Source organism: Pseudomonas fortuita (assembly GCF_026898135.2).
Taxonomy (GTDB): domain Bacteria; phylum Pseudomonadota; class Gammaproteobacteria; order Pseudomonadales; family Pseudomonadaceae; genus Aquipseudomonas; species Aquipseudomonas fortuita.
Window position 1 is genome coordinate 4,300,039 of sequence record NZ_CP114035.2, and the last position, 22,451, is coordinate 4,322,489.

General features: G+C 61.8%; 21 protein-coding genes. 7 read left to right on the forward strand and 14 right to left on the reverse strand.

Annotated features, from left to right (window positions below; translation table 11 throughout):
- Positions 1-80: 80 nt before the first annotated feature.
- From OZ911_RS19870 to OZ911_RS19885, 4 genes are all read right to left on the reverse strand, one after another.
- The gene (locus tag OZ911_RS19870) at positions 81-467 is read right to left on the reverse strand and encodes a hypothetical protein (protein WP_023048239.1); all 387 of its coding nucleotides are present in this window, start codon (positions 465-467) and stop codon (positions 81-83) included.
- A gap of 101 nt (positions 468-568) precedes the next feature.
- On the reverse strand, positions 569-1,027 hold the full coding sequence (gene sixA / locus OZ911_RS19875) for a phosphohistidine phosphatase SixA (RefSeq protein WP_016488262.1): 459 nt from the start codon (positions 1,025-1,027) through the stop codon (positions 569-571).
- Positions 1,024-1,371, reverse strand: a complete 348-nt coding sequence (locus OZ911_RS19880; RefSeq protein WP_016498711.1) for a DUF4389 domain-containing protein — start codon at positions 1,369-1,371, stop codon at positions 1,024-1,026. Before OZ911_RS19880 ends, sixA begins: the two co-directional genes overlap by 4 nt.
- Before the next feature lie 36 nt (positions 1,372-1,407).
- The gene (locus OZ911_RS19885; protein WP_023048240.1) at positions 1,408-2,433 is read right to left on the reverse strand and encodes an NAD(P)H-dependent glycerol-3-phosphate dehydrogenase; all 1,026 of its coding nucleotides are present in this window, start codon (positions 2,431-2,433) and stop codon (positions 1,408-1,410) included.
- A 241-nt stretch (positions 2,434-2,674) separates the two neighbouring features.
- Here OZ911_RS19885 and OZ911_RS19890 point away from each other — a divergent pair, with 241 nt between their 5' ends.
- The 5 genes from OZ911_RS19890 to fabB all read left to right on the forward strand — a co-directional run bounded on the left by OZ911_RS19890 (position 2,675) and on the right by fabB (position 9,595).
- The gene (locus OZ911_RS19890) at positions 2,675-4,822 is read left to right on the forward strand and encodes a TonB-dependent receptor plug domain-containing protein (protein ID WP_023048241.1); all 2,148 of its coding nucleotides are present in this window, start codon (positions 2,675-2,677) and stop codon (positions 4,820-4,822) included.
- Positions 4,822-5,712 (forward strand): ABC transporter substrate-binding protein, encoded by an 891-nt coding sequence (locus OZ911_RS19895; RefSeq protein ID WP_016488265.1) that lies wholly within the window; start codon positions 4,822-4,824, stop codon positions 5,710-5,712. The genes OZ911_RS19890 and OZ911_RS19895 overlap by 1 nt, the downstream gene beginning before the upstream one ends.
- A complete protein-coding gene (locus OZ911_RS19900) occupies positions 5,709-7,640 on the forward strand; it encodes an ATP-binding protein (RefSeq protein WP_023048071.1) in 1,932 nt (643 codons plus the stop codon). Before OZ911_RS19895 ends, OZ911_RS19900 begins: the two co-directional genes overlap by 4 nt.
- Positions 7,641-7,847: 207 nt before the next feature.
- Complete coding sequence (fabA, locus tag OZ911_RS19905; RefSeq protein WP_016488267.1) at positions 7,848-8,363, forward strand: 3-hydroxyacyl-[acyl-carrier-protein] dehydratase FabA; 516 nt, start codon at positions 7,848-7,850, stop codon at positions 8,361-8,363.
- Between the two features lie 11 nt (positions 8,364-8,374).
- The gene (gene fabB, locus OZ911_RS19910) at positions 8,375-9,595 is read left to right on the forward strand and encodes a beta-ketoacyl-ACP synthase I (protein WP_016488268.1); all 1,221 of its coding nucleotides are present in this window, start codon (positions 8,375-8,377) and stop codon (positions 9,593-9,595) included.
- Between the two features lie 73 nt (positions 9,596-9,668).
- Here fabB and OZ911_RS19915 read toward each other — a convergent pair whose 3' ends face one another.
- Positions 9,669-10,673, reverse strand: coding sequence for an amidohydrolase family protein (locus tag OZ911_RS19915; RefSeq protein ID WP_023048070.1), 1,005 nt, complete (start codon positions 10,671-10,673; stop codon positions 9,669-9,671).
- A 117-nt stretch (positions 10,674-10,790) separates the two neighbouring features.
- On the opposite strand from OZ911_RS19915, the gene OZ911_RS19920 reads away from it, so the two are divergent.
- Positions 10,791-11,654, forward strand: coding sequence for a pirin family protein (locus OZ911_RS19920; RefSeq protein WP_016488270.1), 864 nt, complete (start codon positions 10,791-10,793; stop codon positions 11,652-11,654).
- Between the two features lie 115 nt (positions 11,655-11,769).
- Here OZ911_RS19920 and OZ911_RS19925 read toward each other — a convergent pair whose 3' ends face one another.
- From OZ911_RS19925 to OZ911_RS19940, 4 genes are all read right to left on the reverse strand, one after another.
- Positions 11,770-12,495, reverse strand: a complete 726-nt coding sequence (locus OZ911_RS19925; protein ID WP_016488271.1) for a dienelactone hydrolase family protein — start codon at positions 12,493-12,495, stop codon at positions 11,770-11,772.
- Positions 12,496-12,573: 78 nt separating this feature from the next.
- The gene (gene htpG, locus OZ911_RS19930) at positions 12,574-14,478 is read right to left on the reverse strand and encodes a molecular chaperone HtpG (RefSeq protein ID WP_070086416.1); all 1,905 of its coding nucleotides are present in this window, start codon (positions 14,476-14,478) and stop codon (positions 12,574-12,576) included.
- Between the two features lie 69 nt (positions 14,479-14,547).
- On the reverse strand, positions 14,548-15,030 hold the full coding sequence (locus OZ911_RS19935) for a PaaI family thioesterase (protein ID WP_016488273.1): 483 nt from the start codon (positions 15,028-15,030) through the stop codon (positions 14,548-14,550).
- A complete protein-coding gene (locus OZ911_RS19940; RefSeq protein ID WP_016488274.1) occupies positions 15,027-15,503 on the reverse strand; it encodes a PaaI family thioesterase in 477 nt (158 codons plus the stop codon). The genes OZ911_RS19935 and OZ911_RS19940 overlap by 4 nt, the downstream gene beginning before the upstream one ends.
- Before the next feature lie 154 nt (positions 15,504-15,657).
- Here OZ911_RS19940 and OZ911_RS19945 point away from each other — a divergent pair, with 154 nt between their 5' ends.
- The gene (locus tag OZ911_RS19945; RefSeq protein ID WP_016488275.1) at positions 15,658-15,942 is read left to right on the forward strand and encodes a hypothetical protein; all 285 of its coding nucleotides are present in this window, start codon (positions 15,658-15,660) and stop codon (positions 15,940-15,942) included.
- Positions 15,943-16,009: 67 nt separating this feature from the next.
- On the opposite strand, the gene OZ911_RS19950 is transcribed toward OZ911_RS19945, so the two are convergent.
- The 5 genes from OZ911_RS19950 to lpdA all read right to left on the reverse strand — a co-directional run bounded on the left by OZ911_RS19950 (position 16,010) and on the right by lpdA (position 22,359).
- Entirely contained in the window at positions 16,010-16,759 is a 750-nt protein-coding gene (locus tag OZ911_RS19950) for a DUF599 domain-containing protein (protein ID WP_016488276.1), read from the reverse strand.
- 233 nt (positions 16,760-16,992) lie between these two features.
- The gene (brnQ, locus tag OZ911_RS19955) at positions 16,993-18,306 is read right to left on the reverse strand and encodes a branched-chain amino acid transport system II carrier protein (RefSeq protein WP_016488277.1); all 1,314 of its coding nucleotides are present in this window, start codon (positions 18,304-18,306) and stop codon (positions 16,993-16,995) included.
- Between the two features lie 393 nt (positions 18,307-18,699).
- Entirely contained in the window at positions 18,700-19,584 is an 885-nt protein-coding gene (gene sucD, locus OZ911_RS19960) for a succinate--CoA ligase subunit alpha (RefSeq protein WP_003254203.1), read from the reverse strand.
- Positions 19,584-20,750 carry an ADP-forming succinate--CoA ligase subunit beta gene (gene sucC, locus OZ911_RS19965; protein WP_008091914.1) on the reverse strand — a complete coding sequence of 389 codons (1,167 nt, stop codon included), beginning with the start codon at positions 20,748-20,750 and terminating at the stop codon, positions 19,584-19,586. Before sucC ends, sucD begins: the two co-directional genes overlap by 1 nt.
- Positions 20,751-20,922: 172 nt before the next feature.
- Positions 20,923-22,359, reverse strand: coding sequence for a dihydrolipoyl dehydrogenase (gene lpdA / locus OZ911_RS19970; protein WP_016488278.1), 1,437 nt, complete (start codon positions 22,357-22,359; stop codon positions 20,923-20,925).
- Between the last annotated feature and the right edge of the window lie 92 nt (positions 22,360-22,451).

A 22,451-nucleotide genomic window follows, 5' to 3' on the forward strand; every position in this document is an offset into this window, starting at 1 on the left:
GACGGAAGATGATGGCTCATTGTCGGCATCGGGACGCCATTGAGCAACATCCGGAAAGGTCATCGACGAGGGCTATCAGGTCACGCCGAGCGGTCAAAGCTGGCCAGAGACCGGCGCAAGCAGGCCTGCATGTAGGCCAACTGGCTTTCCAACGCCTCACGGGCCAGGCGCTGGTCCTGAAAGTCCAGCTGCAGGCGGCGCAACGCCAGACAACTGGTTTGCAGCAGGTGGGAGACTCGCAGGCAGGCGTCCTGAAGCGTGCGCAGGTCTTGCTCGCTTTGCTGCCTGGTAGCAGGTTCCAGCTTGCCGTTGCCGTTGACCTTGTGCAGCAGTTGGTAGAGCTTGGCGTCGGCCGAATCGCGCAGCAGGCTGTACTGGGCAAAGTCCAGCGCAATACCTTGCCCCACTTTGTCTACGGTGGGTTGCAGGTCAAGGGAACTCAACAGCTCCCGCATGTCACCGCTCATCCGTTGCTCCCTGCCTGATTGCTTTGAGGCAACGCTAGCAAGAGGCCATCAAGTGCGACAACTGACAAAAATGCCAGTTGCCTTGTCGATCTGCGGGGGCATCACACCGGTGGGTTGATCGCCCGGAGGGTCATCAGCCCGGCCAGTGGCCAATCCCCTTCCAGCTCCGCCAGGCTGGCAGTGCTCATGGCCGCCGGTTGCTGCTGATGACCATGCTCCAGCGCGCCAACCAAGGTGCCTACCAGCGGCTGGTGGCTGACCAGCAGTACATGCTCCAGGCCCAGCCGTTCGATTTCGCCGATCACCTGCTGCACATCATGCTCTGGCGTCAGCCAGGGCACGGTGCGCACCGGCTCCCTGAAACCCAGCGTGTCATGCACCAGCGCGGCCGTTTGCTGGGCGCGCACGTAGGGGCTGGCGATGATCGCCTGCAACGGCTGCCCCAACAGGCGAGCAGCGCTGTGCAGCACCTGCTCGCGGCCATGGGCGGTCAGGCGGCGCTCGGCATCGGTATTGGCCCGCGGCTCTGCCTCACCGTGGCGCAGCACCCACAGCTTCACAGCTTGGGTTCCTCGTCCCGCACCGGGTGCGGGGCCGGGGCCACGGCATGCGGCGCCTCGCCTTCCGGAGCACGCGGTGCTGGCCAGTCGGCAAACGGCCAGGGCTTCTGCTCAGTGTGGAAGCTGCCATAGCGGCCGATCTGCGCCAGGTATTGGCTCAGGCTGTCGCCGAAGTTCATCAGGCTGGCGCTGGGCGCGCCATACACCAGGCGGTAGATCAGTTGCACCAGCACCAGGCCGCCGAGCAGCAATTCGGCCAGTTGCCAGACTACCAGGAACACCAGCATCCACAGGACCCGCAGGATGATCGACTCACGCTGGGCGCGTTCGGGCGTATCGTTCATGTGTTGCTCCTTGCTCGTGTCAGAGCCGCCAAGGGCTCAGTTGAAACCGCTGATGGAAATGAAATCGACATCGGTCTTGGGCTCGGCGCGCATCAGGTGCTCGATCACCTGGTTCAACGTGCGGCCTTCGAACAGGATGGCATGCAGGCCGGCCACCAGCGGCATGTACACCTGCACCTCCTGCGCCTTGGCCTTGAGCACCTTGAGGGTGTTGACGCCTTCGGCCACTTCGCCCAGGCGGTTGACCGCCTGCTCCAGGCTCAGGCCCTGACCCAGCGCATGGCCCACCTGGTAGTTGCGGCTCTTGGGCGAGGAGCAGGTGACGATCAGGTCACCCACACCGGCCAGGCCAAGGAAGGTCATGGGGTTGGCACCCTGGCTGACGGCAAAGCGGGTCATCTCGGCCAAGGCCCGGGTAATCAGCATGCTCTTGGTGTTCTCGCCCATGCCCAAGGCCACGGCCATGCCCGCGATAATGGCATAGATGTTTTTCAGCGCCCCGCCCAGCTCGACGCCGAAGCGGTCGGCGCTGGCGTAGACACGGAAGGTACGCCCATGCAGTACGGCCTGCACTTGCTGGCAGAGCTGTTCGTCCTCACTGGCGACCACCGTGGCAGTCAGCGCATGTTCGGCGATCTCGCGGGCCAGGTTGGGGCCCGACAGCACGCCGATGCGGGCATCGGGGGCGATCTCTTCAAGGATCTGGCTCATCAGTTTGAAGCTTTGCGCCTCGATCCCCTTGGTCAGGCTGACCAGGCCCTTGCCCCGCAACAGCTCGGCGTGGGGCGCCAGCACACTGCGCAAGGCGCTGGATGGCAGGGCGACAAAAATCAACGCGCTGGCCTGCAAGGTGCCCAGCAGGTCGTTGACCGGCTCCACGCCATCATGCAGGCGGATGCCCTTGAGGTAGCGCGGGTTTTCGCGGTTGACGCGCATGGCCTCGGCCTGCGCCGGGTCGCGCATCCATTGGCGCACCGGCACACCGTTTTGCGCCAGCAGGTTCGCCACGGCGGTGCCAAAGCTGCCGCCTCCCAGAACTGCAACAGGTTGCTGTTCAGTCATATCCAATCCGTTAAAGCCAAAAGTTAAGTGGCGACCCCGTCATTATACGGCTCGCCTGCCTTGCGCCAAGGCCAGCAACGCAGATGACACTGTCATGGCCACGTTGCAACCCCTGTAGGCGCGAGCTGGCTCGCGATGCGCCGCCCGGGCGGCGCTCGATTTTCGCCCCCATAAAAGCGTCAGGACAGACACGCTGCAAAACCGCCGCAGATCACTGGAAAATACGCCAAGGTCAGTTACCATGCCTGTTCCATTCCTGATACAAGGCCCCCCCGTGTTCCCTGGCACGCCCCCGTTCCCGCGCCTGCTGATACTGACTGCCTTGCTCGGTGGCCCGGCCATGGGCGACGACCTGTTCATCGACAACAGTGACCTGCCGCAGGTTCTGACCGCCACGCGCCTGAAACAATCCCCGGCGGCAGTCCCGGGCAGCATGACCGTGCTCGACAGCGAACTGATCCGCGCCAGCGGCGCACGTGACATCCCCGAACTGCTGCGCCTGGTACCGGGCATGATGATCGGCTACGGTGCCGGCAACCAGCCGACGGTCAACTACCACGGCAGCAACGCCAGCGAAGCACGGCGCATGCAGGTGCTGATCGATGGCCGCTCGGTGTACCGTGCAGGCCTGGCCACGGTGGACTGGAGCGACATCCCCCTGGCCATGGAAGACATCGAGCGCATCGAGGTGTTCCGCGGCCCCAACACGGTCAGCTACGGCGCCAACGCGCTGATGGCGGTGGTCAACATTCTCACCCGCAACCCTGCCGACAGCCACGGCACACGGCTGAAGGTGACCCGAGGTGAGGACGGCATCAATGACTTCTATGCCAGCCACGGCTTCGGCTGGGAGGGCGGCGACATGCGCCTGTCACTGTCGGGCCAGCAGGACGACGGTTTCGACCACGACCCGTTCGGCCAGGATTACCGGGACAGCCGCCGGCTGACCCGTTTCAACCTCAGTGCCAGCCACAATCTGTCGCTGAACCAGACCCTGGAATGGCAACTGGCGGCAAAAGAAGGCAGCAACCAGCGGCCTTACACCTACCAACCTGTCTTCCCCTACGTCACCCAGCGCGGCGACAATGCCGACGTCAATGCCAAGGACTACGCAGGGTCGGTACGCTGGAACATCGATTTCAACCCCGATCACAGCCTGTATGTGCAGGGTTCTGCCCAACACTTTGACCGCCAACAGGTCTGGCGGGCCTGTGATGCCGCGTTGTCGTTCAGCCCCGAACTGACCCGGCTGTGGCAGATGAACCCCAACTACGCCGAGCTGGTGGCACGCGGTGCCAACAACCCGCCGCCCAGCAACAACCCTGCTGAACAAGCGCTGGTCGATGCCATCAAGGATCAGTGGAACAACCAGGGCGGCAGCAGTGCGGTGTGCGGCGATGTCGACCAGAGCACGCGCGAAACCCGCTATGACCTGGAAATCCAGGACACCCTCAGCCTCACCGACAGCCTGCGCCTGCTCAGTGGGGTGAACTACCGCTATGATCGTGCCGACTCGCAGACTTACTTCAACGGCAGCATCGATGACCAGACCTGGCGCCTGTTCGGCCAGCTGGAATGGCGCGCTGACGAGCACTGGATCTTGCAGGGCGGGGCCATGCTCGAAGATTCGCGTCTGTCGGGCAGTTCGCTGACGCCGCGCGTAGCGGTCAACTACCTGATCACCCCGCGCCACGGCCTGCGCGCAGTGTATTCCGAGGCGGTGCGCTCGCCCGACATGTTCGAGAACAACATCAACTGGAGCTACACGGTCAAAAACCTCAGCCGCGACGTGTTCGGCCAGCAGCACGGCGAGTATTTCGTCAAGACCCGCGGCCCGGGCGACCTCGACCAGGAGCGCATGCGCTCGCGCGAACTGGGCTACAACGGCTACTTCAGCGACATCGACCTGAGCATGGATGTGAAGCTGTTCTATGACGAGATCACCGGCATGATCAGCGAGCCCCTGAAGAACAACCAGTACATCGCCAGCAACGCCAACAAGGCCCGGTTCAGCGGCAGCGAGACGCAACTGGACTGGCGGCCCACCCTGCGTGACCGCCTGCGCCTGACCTATGCCTATGTCGATGCCTGGGCCAGCAACCCCGACGACCGCCGCCTCACCGCCCGCAACAGCGGCTCGGTCGGCTGGATGCGCGAATGGGGCGATGGCTGGTCGAGTGCGCTGTTCTACTACGGTGACGATGCGCTCAACCAGTACCGCTACGAGCGCCTGGACCTGCGCGTGGCCAAACGCTTTCGGGTGCAGGGCAGCAACCTGGAACTGGCGGCGCTGTGGCAGCAGCGCCTGGACGACGAACCGACCACGACCGTGCAGAACCGCTACGACAGCCGCCACCGCCTCAGCTTCAGCGCGGAGCTGGCGTTCTGATGGCCTTGGTGCTGCGCCTGTTGCTGCTGTGCCTGTGGCCCTTGGGGCCGTTGTCCGCCAGCGAAATTCTGCTGGTAGGCGCGCAAGACCAGCCTGGCATCCGCAGTTTCGTCGCCGCACTCGAAAGCCGTCGGCCGGGCGATCATGTGCATTTCCAGACCACAGCCGACCTGCCAAGCCCTGGCAAGCTCAAAACTGGCCAGCGCCTGATTCTGATGGACAATGCCGCCCTGGAATGGCGGCTGGGTGAAAACGCCGGCCCGCCAGCGCTGGCCATGCGCATAAGCCGGGTACAGGCTGAGCAGCGCCTGGGAAAGTCGCGCCCAGCGTTCCTCACCCTGCTGTGGAGTGACCCGCCGTTGGGCCGGCAACTGCGCCTTGCGCGCTACCTGCTGCCGCAGGCACAGCGCATTGGAGTGCTGTACGGCGAGCACAGTGGGTTCCTGCTTGAAGAGCTGCGCCATGCGGCTCGACCGTTAGGCCTGGAGATCATTGCCCAGGCTTGGCCCGACCTGCGTGACAGCCGCCCCCTGCAGCACCTGCTGGGTAACAGTGATGTATTGCTGGGCCTGGATGACCCGGACCTGTACAACTCCAAGACTGCAAAGAACCTGCTGTTGAGCAGTTATGGCCGTCAGATGGCGCTGATCGGCCCGAACGCCGGCTTTGTTCGCGCCGGCGCCTTGGCCAGCACCTACAGCGACCAGGAGGACTGGCTGGCAGTACTTGACCAGTTGCTCGACCAGCCGCCAGGGCGCTGGCCGCGCAGCCTGTACCCGGCACGCTTCGGCGTCAGCGGCAACCAGCAGGTGGCGCGCGCCCTGGGCCTGCAACCGATCGATCCGAACGCCGCCGCCAAGGCCCTGGCAGAAGGAGAGCCCACCCCATGAGCAAAGGCCTGAGCTGGGACATCCACACCCGCACGCAAATCATCAGCCTGGGCCCTGCCCTGCTGCTGACCTTGCTGCTGATCAGCTTCTTCACCTTCGTGCGGATCCAGGACCTGCGCCAGGAGCTTAACCACACCGGGCAACTGATCGCCAACCAGCTGGCCCCAGCCTCGGAGTACGGGGTGATTTCAGGCAACAACGAAGTGCTCGAAGGCCTGATGCGTGCCACCCTCAGTATCCCGCACGTGCGCTTTCTCGAGGTGCAGGACAGCCGCAACCACATCCTTGTGTACGTCGAGCAGTCCGACGAGAGCGCTAACCGCGCGCAACGTGTCGAGGTGTTCCAGGCGCCCATACGGCTGCAGCAAATCCGCCTGGACAGCGACTTCCTGCAGCAGGGCAAGGCCGCCTCACCCGCCATTGGCGATGATTATCTGGGCCGGGTGATCGTCGGCATGTCTGATGACGCCTTCAGCCAACGCCAACAGGAAATCGTGATCAAGGCCGGCATCCTGGCGCTGTTCGCCCTGCTGTTCACCTTTATATTGGCGCGTCGCCTGGCCTTGAGCCTGGCCAAGCCGATCAGCGACATGGGGCATGCGGTCAAGGCAATCCAGCAAGGCGAGTACAACACCCCCTTGCCAGTGGTCGACGACAGCGAACTGGGCCACCTGGCGCGCCACATCAACAACCTGGCCAGCGCCCTGGAGCAGGCCAGTGACGAACAGAAGCAGGCCATTGCCGAGCTGATCCAGGCCCGTGAGGAGGCCGAACAGGCCAACCGTGCCAAATCGGACTTCCTGGCGATGATGAGCCATGAGCTGCGCACCCCGATGAATGGCGTGCTGGGCATGCTGCAATTGCTGGAAACCACGCCACTGAGCAACGAACAGGCCGACTACACCGCAGTGGCCAGCGAATCCACCGGGCATTTGCTGAAAGTCATCAATGACATCCTCGACTTCTCGCGCATCGAGCGCGCCGCGCTGCAACTGGAACACATCGACTTCAACCTCGCCGAGCTGATCACCAGCAGTGTCCAGTCGTTCCAGCACAGCGCCCAGCAGCGCGGCCTGGGCCTGCACCTGCAACTGCCGCCCGGTATCGGGCAACTGCAGGTGAACGGCGACCCCACGCGCATCCGCCAGATCCTGCTGAACCTGATCGGCAACGCCCTGAAATTCACCGAACGCGGGCAAGTGCAGGTGGAGGCGCGCTGGCAGGTACTCGACCGGCAGCTGATCTGGCTGACCTGCAGCGTGCGCGACACCGGTATCGGCATTGACAGCGCCCGCCTGGAGATGATGTTCGTTGCGTTCCAGCAGGCTGACAGCTCGATTTCCCGCCGGTATGGCGGTACCGGGCTAGGGCTGTCCATCGCCCGCACCCTTGCCGAGCGCATGGGCGGCAAGCTGCGCGGTGAAAGCCGTGAAGGCCTGGGTTCCACCTTTACCCTGGAGATGCCGCTGGCCCTCGCCAGCCCTGCCCCCGTCGCGCTGACGCCGCCAGCAGCTGCGCCAACCACGGTGTCTGACAACGATCAGGTACTGCTGGTAGAGGACAATCCGGTCAACCAAAGTGTCATCGAAGCCATGCTGCGCAGTCTGGGCCTGGCGGTATGCACGGCCGAAGACGGCCTGGAGGCGGTCGACCTGGTTGGCCGGCAGCGCTTTGCCGCTGTGCTGATGGACTGCCGCCTGCCGCACCTGGATGGCTACGAAGCTACCCGGCGCATACGCCAGCTGCCCAACGGCGCCGGCCTACCGATCATCGCCTTGACCGCCAATGCCTTGCAGGGCGACCGCGAGCGTTGCATGGCCGCCGGCATGGACGACTACCTGAGCAAACCCTTGCGTCGCACCGAACTGCAGCGGGTGCTGCAACGCTGGTTGCCCGGTCAGACAACCGCGACTGGCGATAAATGCTAAAGTGCGGCAGTCTTAAACACTGGACAGGACCTTCATCGGACCTGAAAATAGACGTTTCAGTGCACACCTGTACTTCTTTCGGCAGGTGCGCTGTGACTTTCACCACAACGCAATAGTCTACCTGTAGGCTGCCGTCTCGAAGCCGTTGGTTTTCGGGCCGGCCGGGAAGATTCATCCCCTGCCACAGGGGGTTATTGAGGAGCTCGCATGACCAAACAACACGCCTTTACTCGGGAAGACCTGCTGCGCTGCAGTCGCGGTGAGCTGTTCGGCCCAGGTAATGCGCAACTGCCCGCGCCGAACATGCTGATGGTCGATCGCATCACCCATATCAGCGAAGAAGGCGGCAAGTACGGCAAAGGTGAATTGGTCGCCGAGCTGGATATCACCCCGGACCTGTGGTTCTTCGCCTGCCACTTCGAAGGCGATCCGGTCATGCCGGGCTGCCTGGGCCTCGACGCCATGTGGCAGCTGGTTGGCTTCTTCCTCGGTTGGCAAGGCCTGCCGGGCCGCGGCCGCGCCCTGGGCTCGGGCGAGGTGAAGTTCTTCGGTCAGGTACTGCCCGAAGCCAAGAAAGTCACCTACAACATTCAGATCAAGCGTGTCCTGAAGGGCAAGCTGAACATGGCCATCGCCGATGGCTCGGTCAGCGTCGACGGCCGTGAGATCTACACTGCCGAAGGCCTGCGGGTCGGCGTGTTCACTTCCACTGACAATTTCTAAGGGTTATTCGCATGCGCCGCGTCGTTATCACTGGTCTGGGCATCGTATCGTGCCTGGGCAATGACAAAGCTACCGTCACCGAAAACCTGCGCAACAGCCGTCCGGGTATCCGTTTCAACCCGGATTACAAGGAAATGGGGCTGCGTAGCCAGGTTTCCGGGTCGATCGACCTCAACCTCGAAGAACTGATCGACCGCAAGGTCTACCGCTTCGTCGGCCATGCCGCTGCCTACGCCTACCTGGCAATGCAGGACGCGATCAAGGACGCCGGCCTGACCGAAGAGCAGGTTTCCAGCCCGCGTACCGGCCTGGTGGCTGGCTCCGGCGGCGCCTCGACCCTGAACCAGATGGAAGCGCTGGACACCCTGCGCGAGAAAGGCGTCAAGCGCGTCGGCCCATACCGCGTTACCCGCACCATGGGCAGCACCGTTTCGGCATGCCTGGCCACCCCGTTCAAGATCAAGGGCATCAACTACTCGATCTCGTCGGCTTGCGCCACCTCGGCACACTGCATCGGTACCGCCCTGGAGCAGATCCAGTGGGGCAAGCAGGACATCGTCTTCGCCGGTGGCGGTGAAGAAGAGCACTGGAGCCAGTCGTTCCTGTTCGATGCCATGGGCGCCCTGTCGACCAAGCGCAACGAAACCCCGGAACTGGCCTCTCGCGCCTACGACGCTGACCGTGATGGCTTCGTCATCGCTGGCGGTGGCGGCATGGTGGTGGTCGAGGAGCTGGAACACGCCCTGGCCCGTGGCGCCAAGATCTACGCCGAAATCGTTGGCTACGGCGCCACTTCCGACGGCTACGACATGGTTGCCCCGAGTGGCGAAGGTGCCATCCGCTGCATGCAGCAGGCATTGTCCACCGTCGACACCCCGATCGACTACCTGAACACCCACGGCACCTCGACCCCGGTCGGTGACGTTGCCGAGATCAAGGGCGTTCGCGCAGTATTCGGCGACAAGGCACCGAAGATCAGCTCGACCAAGAGCCTGTCGGGTCACTCGCTGGGCGCTGCTGGCGTGCACGAGGCGATCTACTGCCTGCTGATGATGGAAAACAACTTCATCGCCGGCTCTGCCAACATCGACGAGCTGGACCCGGAGGTCGCTGACCTGCCGATCCTGCGCAAAACCGAAGAAAACGCCAAGATCGACACGGTCATGAGCAACAGCTTCGGCTTCGGCGGCACCAACGCCACCCTGGTGCTCAAGCGCTGGGAAGGCAAGTAAGACGCTGATGCGGTAATCGAAAACGCCCCGACTGGTTCGGGGCGTTTTCATGTGTAGCCCGTACGGGCAACCCCTATTTTTGCCTGGGCAGCACAGCCAGAAAGTTATCGCGGGCTACTTTGTTCGCTGCATGCTCAGGCAAAGCATCCAGAAACGGCCTGAACCCGTGCATCTGCTCCCCCAGGCTGCCAAACCGCCCCACCACATCCGACCCCAGCATGAACCGCTCCGGGAACCGCTCGACCAACGCCAGCCATTCCTTGCGCGGCACACCCTTGTCGTCCAGCAGGTAAGGCTGCAACACACTCCACGACAGGTCGACATAGAGGTTCGGGTAATCCTCCAGCAACCGCGTCAGCACCGGCAGTAAAAAGTCCATCTGTGTCTGGTGCCGGTGGATCTCCATGCTGCTGCCGGCGTGCGCCCAGATAAAGCGCGTATGCGGGTGATTGCGCAGCGGCTCTTCGATTTCCGCCAGGTACAGTGGATTGCGCTCGCGCTTGGAGGTGATGTTGGAATGCAGGAGCACCGGCAGGTCACGCTCCGCCGCCAGGTGGTAGATACGCGTCATGGCTTCGTTGTTGGCCCGTGGCGTGTCCCCACTGGTCAGCGCCGTGAGGTCATCGTGGCGGGTGAAGACCTCGCCAATGCCCTGCCACAGCCCTGGGTACAGATCGAGCATGCGCTCAATATGGCTGACAGCATTCTTGTCCACCGGGTTGAAACCGGTCAGGAACGGATGAAAGCGCTTGCGCTGCTCGACCGGCAACTGCTGCAGGGCTGCGGCCACGTAAGTGTCGGTGGCGCTGTACCAATAGGCATCGGCGTCGTCACCCGCGTAATAGCGCGGGCGCTTGGGCTCGTCTTCATGCCATTTCTTGGCCACCGGGATGCCGGAAATCATCGACTGCTCGACGCCCGCAGCATCCATCGCCTTAAGCAACGCCGGCATGCCTTCGCTTTCCTGGAAGAAGTCGACGTAGTGCAGGTGAGCATCGCTGTAGCGGTAGTCGCGCGCCAGTGCCGCGTGGCACAAACTGCCAGACAACAACACGCAGGCCAGCGCTCGGGCAATCATGGGCAGCTTCCTTCTCCGGTGATGAAAACAGTAGACCCGTCGGCGATCCAGACGGTTCAGCCACAGCGGGCAAACCGCTATGCTTGAGGCATTTCCACCGCGCCTGGAGCCCACCGCATGAGCAGCCCCCTGGTCATCCGCCCACGTGCCGAATCGGTCGAGGGCCAGCCGATCCTGCGCCCGCTGCCGGCAGCCCAGTGCCGTAGCGTCGGCCCATTCGTGTTTTTCGACCACATGCTCGAAACCGACTATGCCCCAGGGCATGGCATGGACATCCGCCAGCACCCGCACATCGGCCTGTCGACCCTGACCTACCTGTTCGAGGGAGCGATCCTGCACAAGGACAGCCTCGGCTCGGAGCAGCGGGTACTCCCCGGCGATGTCAGCTGGATGACGGCTGGCAGCGGCGTGGCCCATGTCGAGCGCACACCCGCAGATGCCCTGGCCCATGGCTCGTGCCTGCACGGCTTGCAAGTGTGGCTAGCCTCGCCACAGGAGCACGAGCAAGGCCCGGCGAGCTACAGCCACTACCCGGCGGCGAGCCTGCCGGTGAGTGACAACCTGGGGGTGCGCATTTGCATGATTGCCGGCACCGGGTTCTGCCTGGCGTCACCGGTGCCGGTGCTCTCCCCCACTCTTTATGCGCATGTACAGATGCAACCAGCGACGACGCTGCTGATACCGAGTGAGCACGTCCAGCGGGCGCTTTACCTGCTGGATGGCGAGCTGTTGCTGAACGATGAGGATGTGGAGCCTTGCAGCCTGGTGGTGCTGCCAGAGGGCGAGGACATGACCCTGTATGCAGAGGGGGAGTGCCAGCTGGTGCTGATTGGCGGGGCACCACTGGATGGGCCGCGGCGGATGAACTGGAATTTCGTGGCCAGTGACCCGGAACTGATCGAACAAGCCAGGGCGCGGTGGGCTGCGGGGGATTGGCCGGTGGTGCCGGGGGAAACCTCAAGGATCGAGTTGCCCCGGTAAATCTGGGGCTGCTCTGCAGCCCATCGCCGGCAAGCCAGCTCCCACCAAGAGCGGCGTACGCTGTGCTGTGGGAGCTGGCTTGCCGGCGAGGGGGCGCAAAGCGCCCCCTGCTATATCAGCGCTGGAACACTTCAGTCAGCAGGTTGTGCATCGAGCGGAACGCCCGCTCGGAAGTGCGGCGGTCATACTGCATCTTGCCTGGTACGTTGGCATTCGGGTCGGTAAACGAGTGCACCGCCCCGCCATAGCTCAGCAACTGCCAGTCGACCTTGGCCGCGTTCATCTCGTCCTCGAATGCTGGCAACTGCTCTTTCGGCACCAACGGGTCGGAGGCGCCATGCAACACCAGCACCGATCCCTTGATGTGCTTGGCATCTTCAGGGTTCGGCGTGTCCAGCGTGCCGTGGAACGACACCGCCGCACGCAGGTCGGCGCCAGAACGGGCCAGCTCCAGGGCACAGCAACCACCGAAGCAGAAGCCGAACGTGGCAACTTTGCCAGGCTCCAGCAGCGCCTTCGACTGCCCCAGCAGTTGCGCCAGGGCTTCTTGCATACGCTTGCGCAGCTCGCCACGGTCGTTCTTCAACGGCATCATCGCCGCACCGGCCTCGTCGGCATTGGACGGGCGTACAGATTGGCCGTACAGGTCGGCAATCAGCACCACATAACCCTTCTCGGCCACTTCCTTGGCGATGCGTTCGGCACCTTCGCCAATACCCATCCAGTTCGGCGCCATCACCAGGCCTGGGCGGCCCAGCGCACCTGGCTCAAAGACCAGCCGGCTTTCGTAAGCCTTGCCGGACAGGTGATAAACCAGCGATTCGACGATTACCTTGCTCATCAAGCACTCCTTAGGCACTTTCTATGAAAAGCGCGCCATGAAAAAAGCCCGCCGAAGCGGGCTTTCCTTTGCATCAACTCAAGCAGACAGCTCGACCAACAGCTTGTTCAGGCGACGAACGTAAGCCGCCGGGTCCTTCAAGCTGTCACCGGCCGCCAAGGCCGCCTGATCGAACAGAATATGCGAGAGCTCGGCGAAGCGGTCTTCGCTCTGCTCGTTGTCCAGCTTCTCGATCAGCGGGTGGCTCGGGTTGAACTCGAAGATCGGCTTGGACTCCGGTACCTTCTGCCCACTGGCCTCCAGAATCTGGCGCATTTGCAAGCCCAGGTCCTGCTCGCCAATCGCCAGGATCGCCGGCGAGTCGGTCAGGCGGTGCGACACGCGCACTTCGGCAACACTGTCACCCAGCGCGCCTTTCAGGCGCTCGACCAGGCCTTCCTTGTCCTTGGCGACTGCTTCCTGGGCTTTCTTGTCCTCTTCCGAATCCAGGTTGCCCAGGTCCAGGTCGCCACGGGCGACGTCGACGAAAGCCTTGCCGTCGAACTCGTTGAGGTAGCTCATCAGCCACTCATCGATACGGTCGGTCAGCAGCAGCACTTCGATGCCTTTCTTGCGGAAGACTTCCAGGTGCGGGCTGTTCTTGACCTGCGCGTACGACTCGCCGGTGAGGTAGTAGATCTTGTCCTGGCCCTCTTTGGCACGGGCCAGGTAGTCGGCCAGGGCAACGCTCTGCTCGCCGCTGTCGTCGTGGGTGGAAGCAAAGCGCAACAGGCCGGCGATCTTCTCCTTGTTGGCGAAATCTTCGGCCGGGCCTTCCTTCAGCACCTGGCCGAAGTTCTTCCAGAAGCCCTTGTACTGCTCGGGTTCGTTTTTCGCGAGCTTCTCCAGCATGTCCAGCACGCGCTTGGTCAGCGCGGTCTTCATCGACTCGATGATCGGGTCTTTCTGCAGGATTTCCCGAGACACGTTCAGCGACAGGTCGTTGGAGTCGACCACACCTTTGATGAAGCGCAGGTACAGCGGCAAGAACGATTCGGCCTGCTCCATGATGAACACGCGCTGCACGTACAGCTTCAAGCCGCGCGACGCTTCGCGCTGATACAGGTCGAACGGTGCGCGGGCCGGCACATACAGCAGCGAGTTGTACTCGAGCTTGCCTTCGACCTTGTTGTGGCTCCAGGTCAGCGGGTTTTCAAAGTCATGGCCAATGTGCTTGTAGAACTCCTGGTATTCCTCGTCCTTGATCTCGGTACGCGGACGGGTCCACAGGGCACTGGCGCGGTTGACGGTTTCCCACTCTTCGGCCGGCTGCTCTTCGCCTTCGGCGGCAGCCTGCTCCTTCGGCAGCTGGATAGGCAGGGCGATGTGGTCGGAGTATTTCTTGACCACATTGCGCAGGCGCCAGCCATCGGCGAACTCTTTCTCTTCCTGCTTCAGGTGCAGGACGATGCGGGTACCGCGCTGTGGCTTGTCGATGGTGGCGACCTCGAACTCGCCCTCGCCTTTCGACGACCAGTGCACGCCCTCGGCAGCAGGCTGACCGGCGCGACGGCTGTAAACGTCGACCTTGTCGGCCACGATGAACGCGGAGTAGAAGCCCACGCCGAACTGACCGATCAGGTGCGAGTCCTTTTTCTGGTCACCGGTGAGGTTCTTCATGAAGTCGGCGGTGCCAGACTTGGCGATGGTGCCCAGGTGGGCGATGACGTCTTCGCGGCTCATGCCGATGCCGTTGTCCTCGAGGGTCACGGTACCGGCGTCCTTGTCGAAGCTCAGGCGAATTTTCAGTTCATCGCCACCCTCAAGCAACTCTGGCTTGGCCAGGGCTTCGAAGCGCAGTTTGTCCACGGCATCGGAAGCGTTGGAAATCAGTTCCCGCAGGAAGATTTCCTTGTTCGAGTACAGCGAATGAATCATGAGGTGCAGCAGTTGCTTTACCTCGGTCTGGAAGCCCAACGTTTCCTTTTGTGTTTCCACAGTCATGGTCTTCGAAACTCCGATCTGATGGCAGTGGCGCCTGGCAAGCGATTTGGCCTGCGTTAATGGCGGATGTCATTCAGATGGGGGCTGAGCGGATGATTTCAAGGGCTTTTCCGGCTCGATCTTGAAATGCGCACGGGCGGTGGCAATGGGTGCCTGCCTGTCGCCTTGCCAGGCGGTAATGGCGACGTTGGTCACCCGGCGGCCCTGGCGCCACAGCTGGCACTGGGCATAGGTATCGCGAAAATGCCCGGCGCGCAGGTAGTCGATGGAAAAATCGATGATCTTCGGAATACTCGCGCTTTCGCTGTAGATCAGCAGGTACAGCGCGGCGGACAACTCCATGAACCCCGCTATCACGCCACCATGGATAGCGGGCAGCAACGGGTTGCCGATGTTGTCCGCACTGGCCGGCAGGCGGAACAGAAGGTCATCGCCCTGGCGCTCGCATTCGATGCCGATAAGCCCTGCGTAGGGAATCAGCGCCAGCAATGGCCGGTAATCACCGACCGCGTGGGCAGCGTTGAGTTGCTGGCGAACCGCATGCGGAATCATGCGCCGCCCTCCTTCAGGCCATTGCCGAAACGGATACCGCCCTTGATCTCCTGCCCCAGGCGCATGAACGTCCCCACCACCTGGCAGATGGGCTGGTCGGGGTTGTCCTGATAGGCTGTGCCCCGGGTGAAGATCACGTCGCGGGTAACCCGGTAGCATTGGGCGTGACCGTAGATGTCCTTGCCAGCTTCGGCCGGGTGCATGTAGTCGATGCGCAGGTCCAGCGTGGGGCACACTTCGAAGCGGGGCAGCACGCACAGCGTGGCCATGCCACAAGTGGTGTCCATCAGCGTAGTCAGCGCACCGCCATGCACGGCGCCGGTCTGGGGGTTGCCGACGATGGCTGCTGACCAGGGCAGGACCAAGGTCATGCCATCGCCATCAGCCTGCGCCACACGCATCTGCAACAGCTGGCAATGTTTTAACGCCGAGAGAAACCGCTCGGCCATTGCCATCAAGGTTGAATCGCTCATAGGCTGTTCCCGCCCGCCGCCACGCGGCGGCATGAGTTCGTTAAAAAGTCCATGTAGAACACGGCGTTATATATCTGTAATCTGCGTGGAACTTATTCCGCATAGTTGCACTCGAAGGAACAAGTCACTTATTCCACCAAGGAGAAACACACCCATGCGTAAACCTTTTGCTTTTGCTCTGATGCTGGCTGCTGCCATGGGCCTGGCCGCTTGCGATAAAGCGAGCGAAGACAAAGCCCAAGACGCACAGGAACACGCCGAGCAAGCCCAGGAAAAAATGGGCGAAGCTCAGGATAAAATGAACGACGCTGCCAAGGAAAACGCCGAAGCCGCCAAAGATCAGGCCGAAGCCGAGCAGAAGGCTGCCGAAGAAGCCGCACCGGCTACTCCGGCTCCGCAAGCCGCGCCAGCTACTCCGGCTGAACCTGCCAAACAGTAATTGTTTAAAACAAAAAAACCCGACATTGTCGGGTTTTTTTGTGCCTGAAAGTTTTCGATTAAACGTTTCAGTTGCCGACCACGGGGCTTTCCTTGGCAGGCTCTGCCGGTACACTTTCGGTGGGTGTGAACACCATCACATCCAGCACATCCGAGTGGAACTCACGACGGTACAGAATAAACACGACACCCACACTCATCGCCATGAACAACCACGGGCTGATAAACCAGCTCAACATGGCCATGCCGAAGTAATAGGAACGCAAGCCCAGGTTGAACTGGTTGGCGGCAAGCGACAATACCCGTGCCGCCCGCGACGCGAACGCCTTGCGCTCCAGCTCATTGACCAGCCGTTCCCCGATCATGGGCGCCGAACCCACCAGCACCGCGGCAAAGTTGTACTGGCGCATGCACCAGCTGAACGTGAAAAAAGCGTAGACGAAGACCGTGGCCAGGCACAGCAGCTTGATCTCCGACATGCCCTGGGAGGTCTGTTGCACCAGCGGCAGGTCTGCCAGCAGCGAGAGCGCACGGTCGGAGGCACCGAGCACGGTAAGAATGCCAGCAAGGATGATCAGGGTGCTGGAGGCAAAGAACGACGCGTTGCGTTCAAGGTTGCCGATCACGCTGGCATCAGCAATGCGGTTGTCGCGCAGCAGCATGCGGCGCATCCAGTCTTCACGGTAAAGGTGCAACACGCTGGCCAGGCACGCAGTGTCGCGGCCCTTCCAGATGGCATAGCGGGTATAACCACCCCAGCACAGGGCAAACCATGCGATGGCCAGCAGGTTATTGAAGTTGCTTTGGATGAAGTTCATGCAGGGTTCCCGAAAGCGCCAGAGGCCTAGAGGATAGGGACCAGGTTTCGACGCTGGCAAGCGGCAAAAGACACAGCTGTGCAGAGAAATAGGCGTGGTTCCCACAAAGAGCGCACCGGGCAAAGGGACCGCACAAAAAAGCCCCGCATCCTTCCGGATACGGGGCTTTCGAGTCTAGACCTCTGGCGAGCACCCTTCGGCTTGTGGCCGGTGCCGCCCTCAGGCTTCAACCATCAGGCCAACGCCTCGCGTGGCTTGCCGAGCATGCGGTCGCAGGCCACGGCGCCAACCAGGGTCACCACCGAAGGCACCAGCCAGGCAAGGCCTTGGTCGCTCAACGGTAAGTGCGCCATGAAGTCCGGCAGCACGTGGGCGATGCTGCTGCCCTTGATTGCATCGACCATGCCGAACAGCAACGAAACCAGCATCACCGGTGCGAGGATGCGGGTCGGCGAGTTCCACAAGTCTTTCACGAAGCTCAGGCCGACCACCACGATGCAGGGTGGGTAGATGGCGGTGAGCACCGGGATCGAGAACATGATCAGCTTGGTCAGGCCCAGGTTGGAGATCAGCAGCGAGAAGCCCGCAAGGATCACCACCAGCGCACGGTAAGACAGCGGCAGAACCTGGCTGAAGTACTCGGCACAGGCGCAGGTCAGGCCAACTGCCGTCACCAGGCAAGCCAGCGCGATGAGTACAGCGAGGAAGCCGCTGCCCAGCGAACCAAAGGTGTGCTGCACGTAGGCATGCAGTACCGCCGCACCGTTGGTGGCGTCAGCCGCGATGTCGTGGCTGCCGGCACCCAGACGGAACAGGCTGATGTACACCAGGGCCAGGCCGACACCCGCGATCAGGCCGGCGATGATGGCATAGCGGGTGATCAGCTTCGGCGACTCGACGCCGCGCGAGCGGATGGCGTTGACGATGACAATACCGAACACCAGGGCACCCAGGGTATCCATGGTCAGGTAGCCATCGGAGAAGCCCTTGGAGAACGCGGCAGCGGCATAGGCCGGCTGTGCCTCACCAATGGTGCCCGCTGGCAGCGCGAAGGCAGCAATCCCCAGCACGGCCAGGGCGATGATCTTCAGCGGTGCCAGGAAGCGGCCGACGGTGTCGAGCAGCTTGCCCGGGTACATGGACACGGCCAGCACCACGACGAAGTACACGAGGCTGTAGATGAACAGTGCCAGCGGGCTTTCACCGGTCAGCGGTGCAACGCCCACTTCGAACGACACGGTCGCCGTACGCGGGGTGGCGAACAGCGGGCCGACCGACAGGTAACACACCGCCGCCAGCAGGCCGCCGAAGAACTTGCCGATCGGGCTGCTAAGTGCATCCATGCCGCCACCGACCTTGGCCAGAGCGACCACGGTAATGACCGGCAGGCCCACGGCGGTCACCAGGAAGCCCAGTGCTGCCATCCATACGTGCGGGCCAGACTGCAGACCGACGATAGGCGGGAAGATGATATTGCCCGCGCCAACGAAAAGCGCAAACGTCATAAAGCCAAGCGCCAGGATATCCTGGCCTTTGAGAACTTTCATTTAAGGTAGTACCACACTGCTGAAATCGGGATTCGAGAGGGGATTTCCCTTTGGATGAGGGGAAATGCTGCCCGGCTTGATAGGCCAGACCCGTTTAGCGTGTCGTTCCCTTTTGGGGTACGGGCACAGAGTGAACGCGTAATGTAACTGTTTTGTCAGTCAAACGCACTGGCACAGTGCTGCTTGTCCGATGTGCGTACATGTTTGTCGTCTGTGCGACCGAGGACAGTAGGAATTATCCTCGGATTGAAACATTGGTCTGTGTGAAAAATCCTATCAAACCCATCGAAAAATCTTTTTAGCCTGCGAAGCGCCCCAAACGGGAAACCCAGGCGCATTAACGACAAAGGCCACCCGAAGGTGGCCTCTGTGCGCGTGGGGGGTGTAGCAGTATTACTTCTTGGCTTCCCAGCCAGTCAGCTCGGCCAGGGCCTTGCCGATGTCAGCCAGCGAACGCACGGTCTTCACACCAGCGTCCTGCAGGGCGGCGAACTTCTCGTCCGCAGTGCCCTTGCCGCCGGAGATGATGGCGCCAGCGTGGCCCATGCGCTTGCCCGCAGGTGCAGTAACACCGGCGATGTAGGAAACGACTGGCTTGGTCACGTGGGCCTTGATGTAGGCCGCAGCTTCTTCTTCAGCCGAACCGCCGATCTCACCGATCATGACGATCGCTTCGGTCTTCGGGTCTTCCTGGAACAGCTTCAGGATGTCGATGAAGTTGGAACCCGGGATCGGGTCACCGCCGATGCCGACGCAGGTCGACTGGCCGAAGCCGGCGTCGGTGGTCTGCTTCACAGCTTCGTAGGTCAGGGTGCCGGAACGCGAAACGATACCGACCTTGCCTGGCAGGTGAATGTGGCCTGGCATGATGCCGATCTTGCACTCGCCCGGGGTGATGACACCTGGGCAGTTAGGACCGATCAGGGTCACGCCCAGCTCGTCGCACTTGACCTTGGCATCGAGCATGTCCAGGGTAGGAATGCCTTCGGTGATGCAGACGATCAGCTTGATGCCGCCGAAGGCCGCTTCCAGGATCGAGTCTTTGCAGAACGGAGCCGGTACGTAGATGACCGAAGCGTCAGCGCCGGTAGCTTCCACGGCTTCCTTGACGGTGTTGAACACCGGCAGGCCCAGGTGGGTGGTGCCACCCTTGCCTGGGGTTACGCCGCCGACCATCTTGGTGCCGTAGGCGATGGCTTGTTCGGAGTGGAAAGTACCCTGCGAGCCGGTGAAGCCCTGGCAGATGACTTTGGTGTCTTTATTGATCAGGACGCTCATTACTTGCCCTCCGCAGCTTTGACAACTTGTTGAGCAGCGTCGGTCAGGCTGGTTGCCGCAATGATGTTCAAACCGCTTTCTGCCAGTACTTTAGCGCCCAGTTCGGCGTTGTTGCCTTCGAGGCGAACTACAACCGGAACTTTAACGCCGACTTCTTTCACCGCGCCGATGATGCCTTCGGCAATCATGTCGCAGCGAACGATGCCGCCGAAGATGTTGACCAGAACGGCCGCGACATTGCTGTCGGACAGAATGATCTTGAAGGCTTCGGTAACGCGCTCTTTGGTAGCACCGCCGCCAACGTCGAGGAAGTTGGCTGGCTTGCCGCCATGCAGGTTGACGATGTCCATGGTACCCATGGCCAGGCCGGCACCGTTGACCATGCAGCCGATGTTGCCTTCCAGGGCCACGTAGTTCAGCTCGAAGCTGGCAGCGTGGGCTTCACGAGGATCGTCCTGCGACGGGTCGTGGAAGGTTTTCAGCTTAGGCTGACGGTACATGGCGTTCGCGTCGATGTTGATCTTCGCGTCCAGGCAGTGCAGGTCGCCGTCGGCCTTGATGACCAGCGGGTTGACTTCCAGCAGGGCCAGGTCGTGTTCTTTGAACAGCTTGGCCAGGCCTACGAAAATCTTGGCGAACTGTGCAACTTGCTTGCCTTCCAGACCCAGCTGGAATGCCAGTTCACGACCCTGGAACGGCTGAGCGCCGACCAGTGGATCGATAGTAGCCTTGATGATCTTCTCAGGAGTTTCGTGAGCGACTTTCTCGATGTCCACGCCACCTTCGGTGGAGGCCATGAACACGATACGGCGGCTCGAGCGATCGACTACAGCGCCCAGGTACAGCTCTTTGGCGATGTCAGTGCAGGATTCGACCAGGATCTTGGTCACTGGCTGACCGTTGGCGTCGGTCTGGTAGGTTACCAGGCGCTTGCCCAACCATTGCGCAGCGAACGCCTTGGCGTCTTCTTTGCTGCGAACCAGCTTGACGCCGCCCGCTTTACCGCGACCACCTGCGTGAACCTGGGCTTTTACAACCCACTCGGAACCGCCGATCTTGTCGCAAGCTTCTGCTGCAGCTTCAGGGGTATCGACTGCGAAACCCTTGGAAACTGGCAGGCCGTATTCAGCGAACAGCTGCTTACCCTGATACTCGTGAAGATTCATGCTTTTTACCGTCTTCGTTAGGTACTGCGCTTCGGCGCTGCGCCATTACTGGCGCCGCACCACCTGTGACCGTTGACCCCGGGTTTTCCCGTGTGATCCGGTCCGGCGGACGTTCCGCGGTGAGTCATGCACGCAAGACTCACGACGGGCTGCCCGCCGTGGTTTCTTATAATTAACGCTTCTTACGGTTGGCCACGTGAATGGCGCCGCCATTCACCGCCAGCGCTGCTTCATGCAACGCTTCGGACAGGGTTGGATGGCTGAAGACCATCATGCCCAGATCCTCGGCACTGGTGCCGAATTCCATTGCGATTGCACCCTGCTGCACCAGTTCGGCAGCCGACGGGCCAATCACGTGTACACCCAGCACGCGGTCTGTCTTGGCATCGGCGATGACCTTGACGAAACCACCGGTATCGTTGGCGGCCATCGCACGGCCGCTGGCCGCGAACGGGAAGGTGCCTACGTTAACCTCAACACCCTCGGCCTTCAAGGACTGTTCGGTCTTGCCGACCCATGCAATTTCCGGGTGGGTGTAGATAACCGACGGGATCAGGTCGTAGTTCATCTGGGCCTTGTGGCCCTTGATGCGCTCGACGACCATGATGCCCTCTTCCGAAGCCTTGTGTGCCAGCATCATGCCGCGCACCACGTCACCGATGGCGAACACGCCCGGCACGCTGGTGGCGCAATGATCGTCGACGAAGATGTAGCCGCGCTCGTCGATGGTCACGCCGCTGTCGGAAGCCAGCAGGTCGGTGGTTACAGGGCGACGGCCGACCGCAACGATCAGCTTGTCGAAGGTGATCTTCTGCTCGCCTTCGGCGTTGGTGTAGGTCACTTCAACTTCGTTGCCATTGACTTTCGAGCCGGTGACGCGGGCGCCCAGCTTGATGTCCAGGCCTTGCTTGGTCAGGGTCTTCTGGGCTTCTTTCGACACGGCAGTGTCAGCAGCCATCAGGAAGGTGTCCAGGGCTTCCAGCACGGTGACTTCAGCACCCAGGCGAGCCCATACCGAGCCCAGCTCCAGGCCGATCACGCCGGCACCGATAACGCCCAGGCGCTTCGGTACGGTCTGGAATTCCAGGGCGCCGGTGGAGTCGACGATGACGTTCTGGTCAACCGGAGCCGGGGGAATGTCGATCGGGCGCGAGCCGGAAGCCAGGATGACGTTCTCGGCTTCGATGACTTCGGTGGTGCCGTCAGCCTTGGTGACTTCGACTTTCTTGCCAGCCAGCAGCTTGCCGTGGCCCTGGATCGAAGTAACGCCGTTGGCCTTGAACAGGGTGGCAACGCCACCGGTCAGGTTCTTGACGATGCCAGCCTTGCGGCCAACCATCGCGGCGACGTCCATCTTCACTTCGCCAGTGGAGATACCGTGGACGTTGAAGCTCTCTTTGGCTTCCTTGTACTTCCAGGAGCTGTCCAGCAGCGCCTTGGACGGAATGCAACCTACGTTCAGGCAGGTGCCGCCCAGGGCCAGTTTGCCCTCGGCGTCGGTGTATTTCTCGATACAGGCAGTCTTCAGACCAAGTTGGGCAGCCTTGATGGCAGCTACATAGCCGCCAGGACCTGCACCAATCACCACTACGTCGAATTTCTGGGTCATAAAAGATTCCTTTTTAGCTTCAAGCGGCAAGCCGCAAGCCGCAAGACCAGCAGGCTTCGGCTTGAAGCTTGCGGCTTGCAGCTTACAGCTGC

Excerpts from the sequence above, each read along its gene's own strand:
- OZ911_RS19870 (WP_023048239.1), bottom strand. The coding sequence starts at position 467 with ATGAGCGGTGACATGCGGGAGCTGTTGAGTTCCCTTGACCTGCAACCC.
- OZ911_RS19880 (WP_016498711.1), bottom strand. The coding sequence starts at position 1,371 with ATGAACGATACGCCCGAACGCGCCCAGCGTGAGTCGATCATCCTGCGG.
- OZ911_RS19885 (WP_023048240.1), bottom strand. The coding sequence starts at position 2,433 with ATGACTGAACAGCAACCTGTTGCAGTTCTGGGAGGCGGCAGCTTTGGC.
- OZ911_RS19890 (WP_023048241.1), top strand. The coding sequence starts at position 2,675 with ATGCCTGTTCCATTCCTGATACAAGGCCCCCCCGTGTTCCCTGGCACG.
- OZ911_RS19895 (WP_016488265.1), top strand. The coding sequence starts at position 4,822 with ATGGCCTTGGTGCTGCGCCTGTTGCTGCTGTGCCTGTGGCCCTTGGGG.
- OZ911_RS19900 (WP_023048071.1), top strand. The coding sequence starts at position 5,709 with ATGAGCAAAGGCCTGAGCTGGGACATCCACACCCGCACGCAAATCATC.
- fabA (WP_016488267.1), top strand. The coding sequence starts at position 7,848 with ATGACCAAACAACACGCCTTTACTCGGGAAGACCTGCTGCGCTGCAGT.
- fabB (WP_016488268.1), top strand. The coding sequence starts at position 8,375 with ATGCGCCGCGTCGTTATCACTGGTCTGGGCATCGTATCGTGCCTGGGC.
- OZ911_RS19915 (WP_023048070.1), bottom strand. The coding sequence starts at position 10,673 with ATGATTGCCCGAGCGCTGGCCTGCGTGTTGTTGTCTGGCAGTTTGTGC.
- OZ911_RS19920 (WP_016488270.1), top strand. The coding sequence starts at position 10,791 with ATGAGCAGCCCCCTGGTCATCCGCCCACGTGCCGAATCGGTCGAGGGC.
- OZ911_RS19925 (WP_016488271.1), bottom strand. The coding sequence starts at position 12,495 with ATGAGCAAGGTAATCGTCGAATCGCTGGTTTATCACCTGTCCGGCAAG.
- htpG (WP_070086416.1), bottom strand. The coding sequence starts at position 14,478 with ATGACTGTGGAAACACAAAAGGAAACGTTGGGCTTCCAGACCGAGGTA.
- OZ911_RS19935 (WP_016488273.1), bottom strand. The coding sequence starts at position 15,030 with ATGATTCCGCATGCGGTTCGCCAGCAACTCAACGCTGCCCACGCGGTC.
- OZ911_RS19940 (WP_016488274.1), bottom strand. The coding sequence starts at position 15,503 with ATGAGCGATTCAACCTTGATGGCAATGGCCGAGCGGTTTCTCTCGGCG.
- OZ911_RS19945 (WP_016488275.1), top strand. The coding sequence starts at position 15,658 with ATGCGTAAACCTTTTGCTTTTGCTCTGATGCTGGCTGCTGCCATGGGC.
- OZ911_RS19950 (WP_016488276.1), bottom strand. The coding sequence starts at position 16,759 with ATGAACTTCATCCAAAGCAACTTCAATAACCTGCTGGCCATCGCATGG.
- brnQ (WP_016488277.1), bottom strand. The coding sequence starts at position 18,306 with ATGAAAGTTCTCAAAGGCCAGGATATCCTGGCGCTTGGCTTTATGACG.
- sucD (WP_003254203.1), bottom strand. The coding sequence starts at position 19,584 with ATGAGCGTCCTGATCAATAAAGACACCAAAGTCATCTGCCAGGGCTTC.
- sucC (WP_008091914.1), bottom strand. The coding sequence starts at position 20,750 with ATGAATCTTCACGAGTATCAGGGTAAGCAGCTGTTCGCTGAATACGGC.
- lpdA (WP_016488278.1), bottom strand. The coding sequence starts at position 22,359 with ATGACCCAGAAATTCGACGTAGTGGTGATTGGTGCAGGTCCTGGCGGC.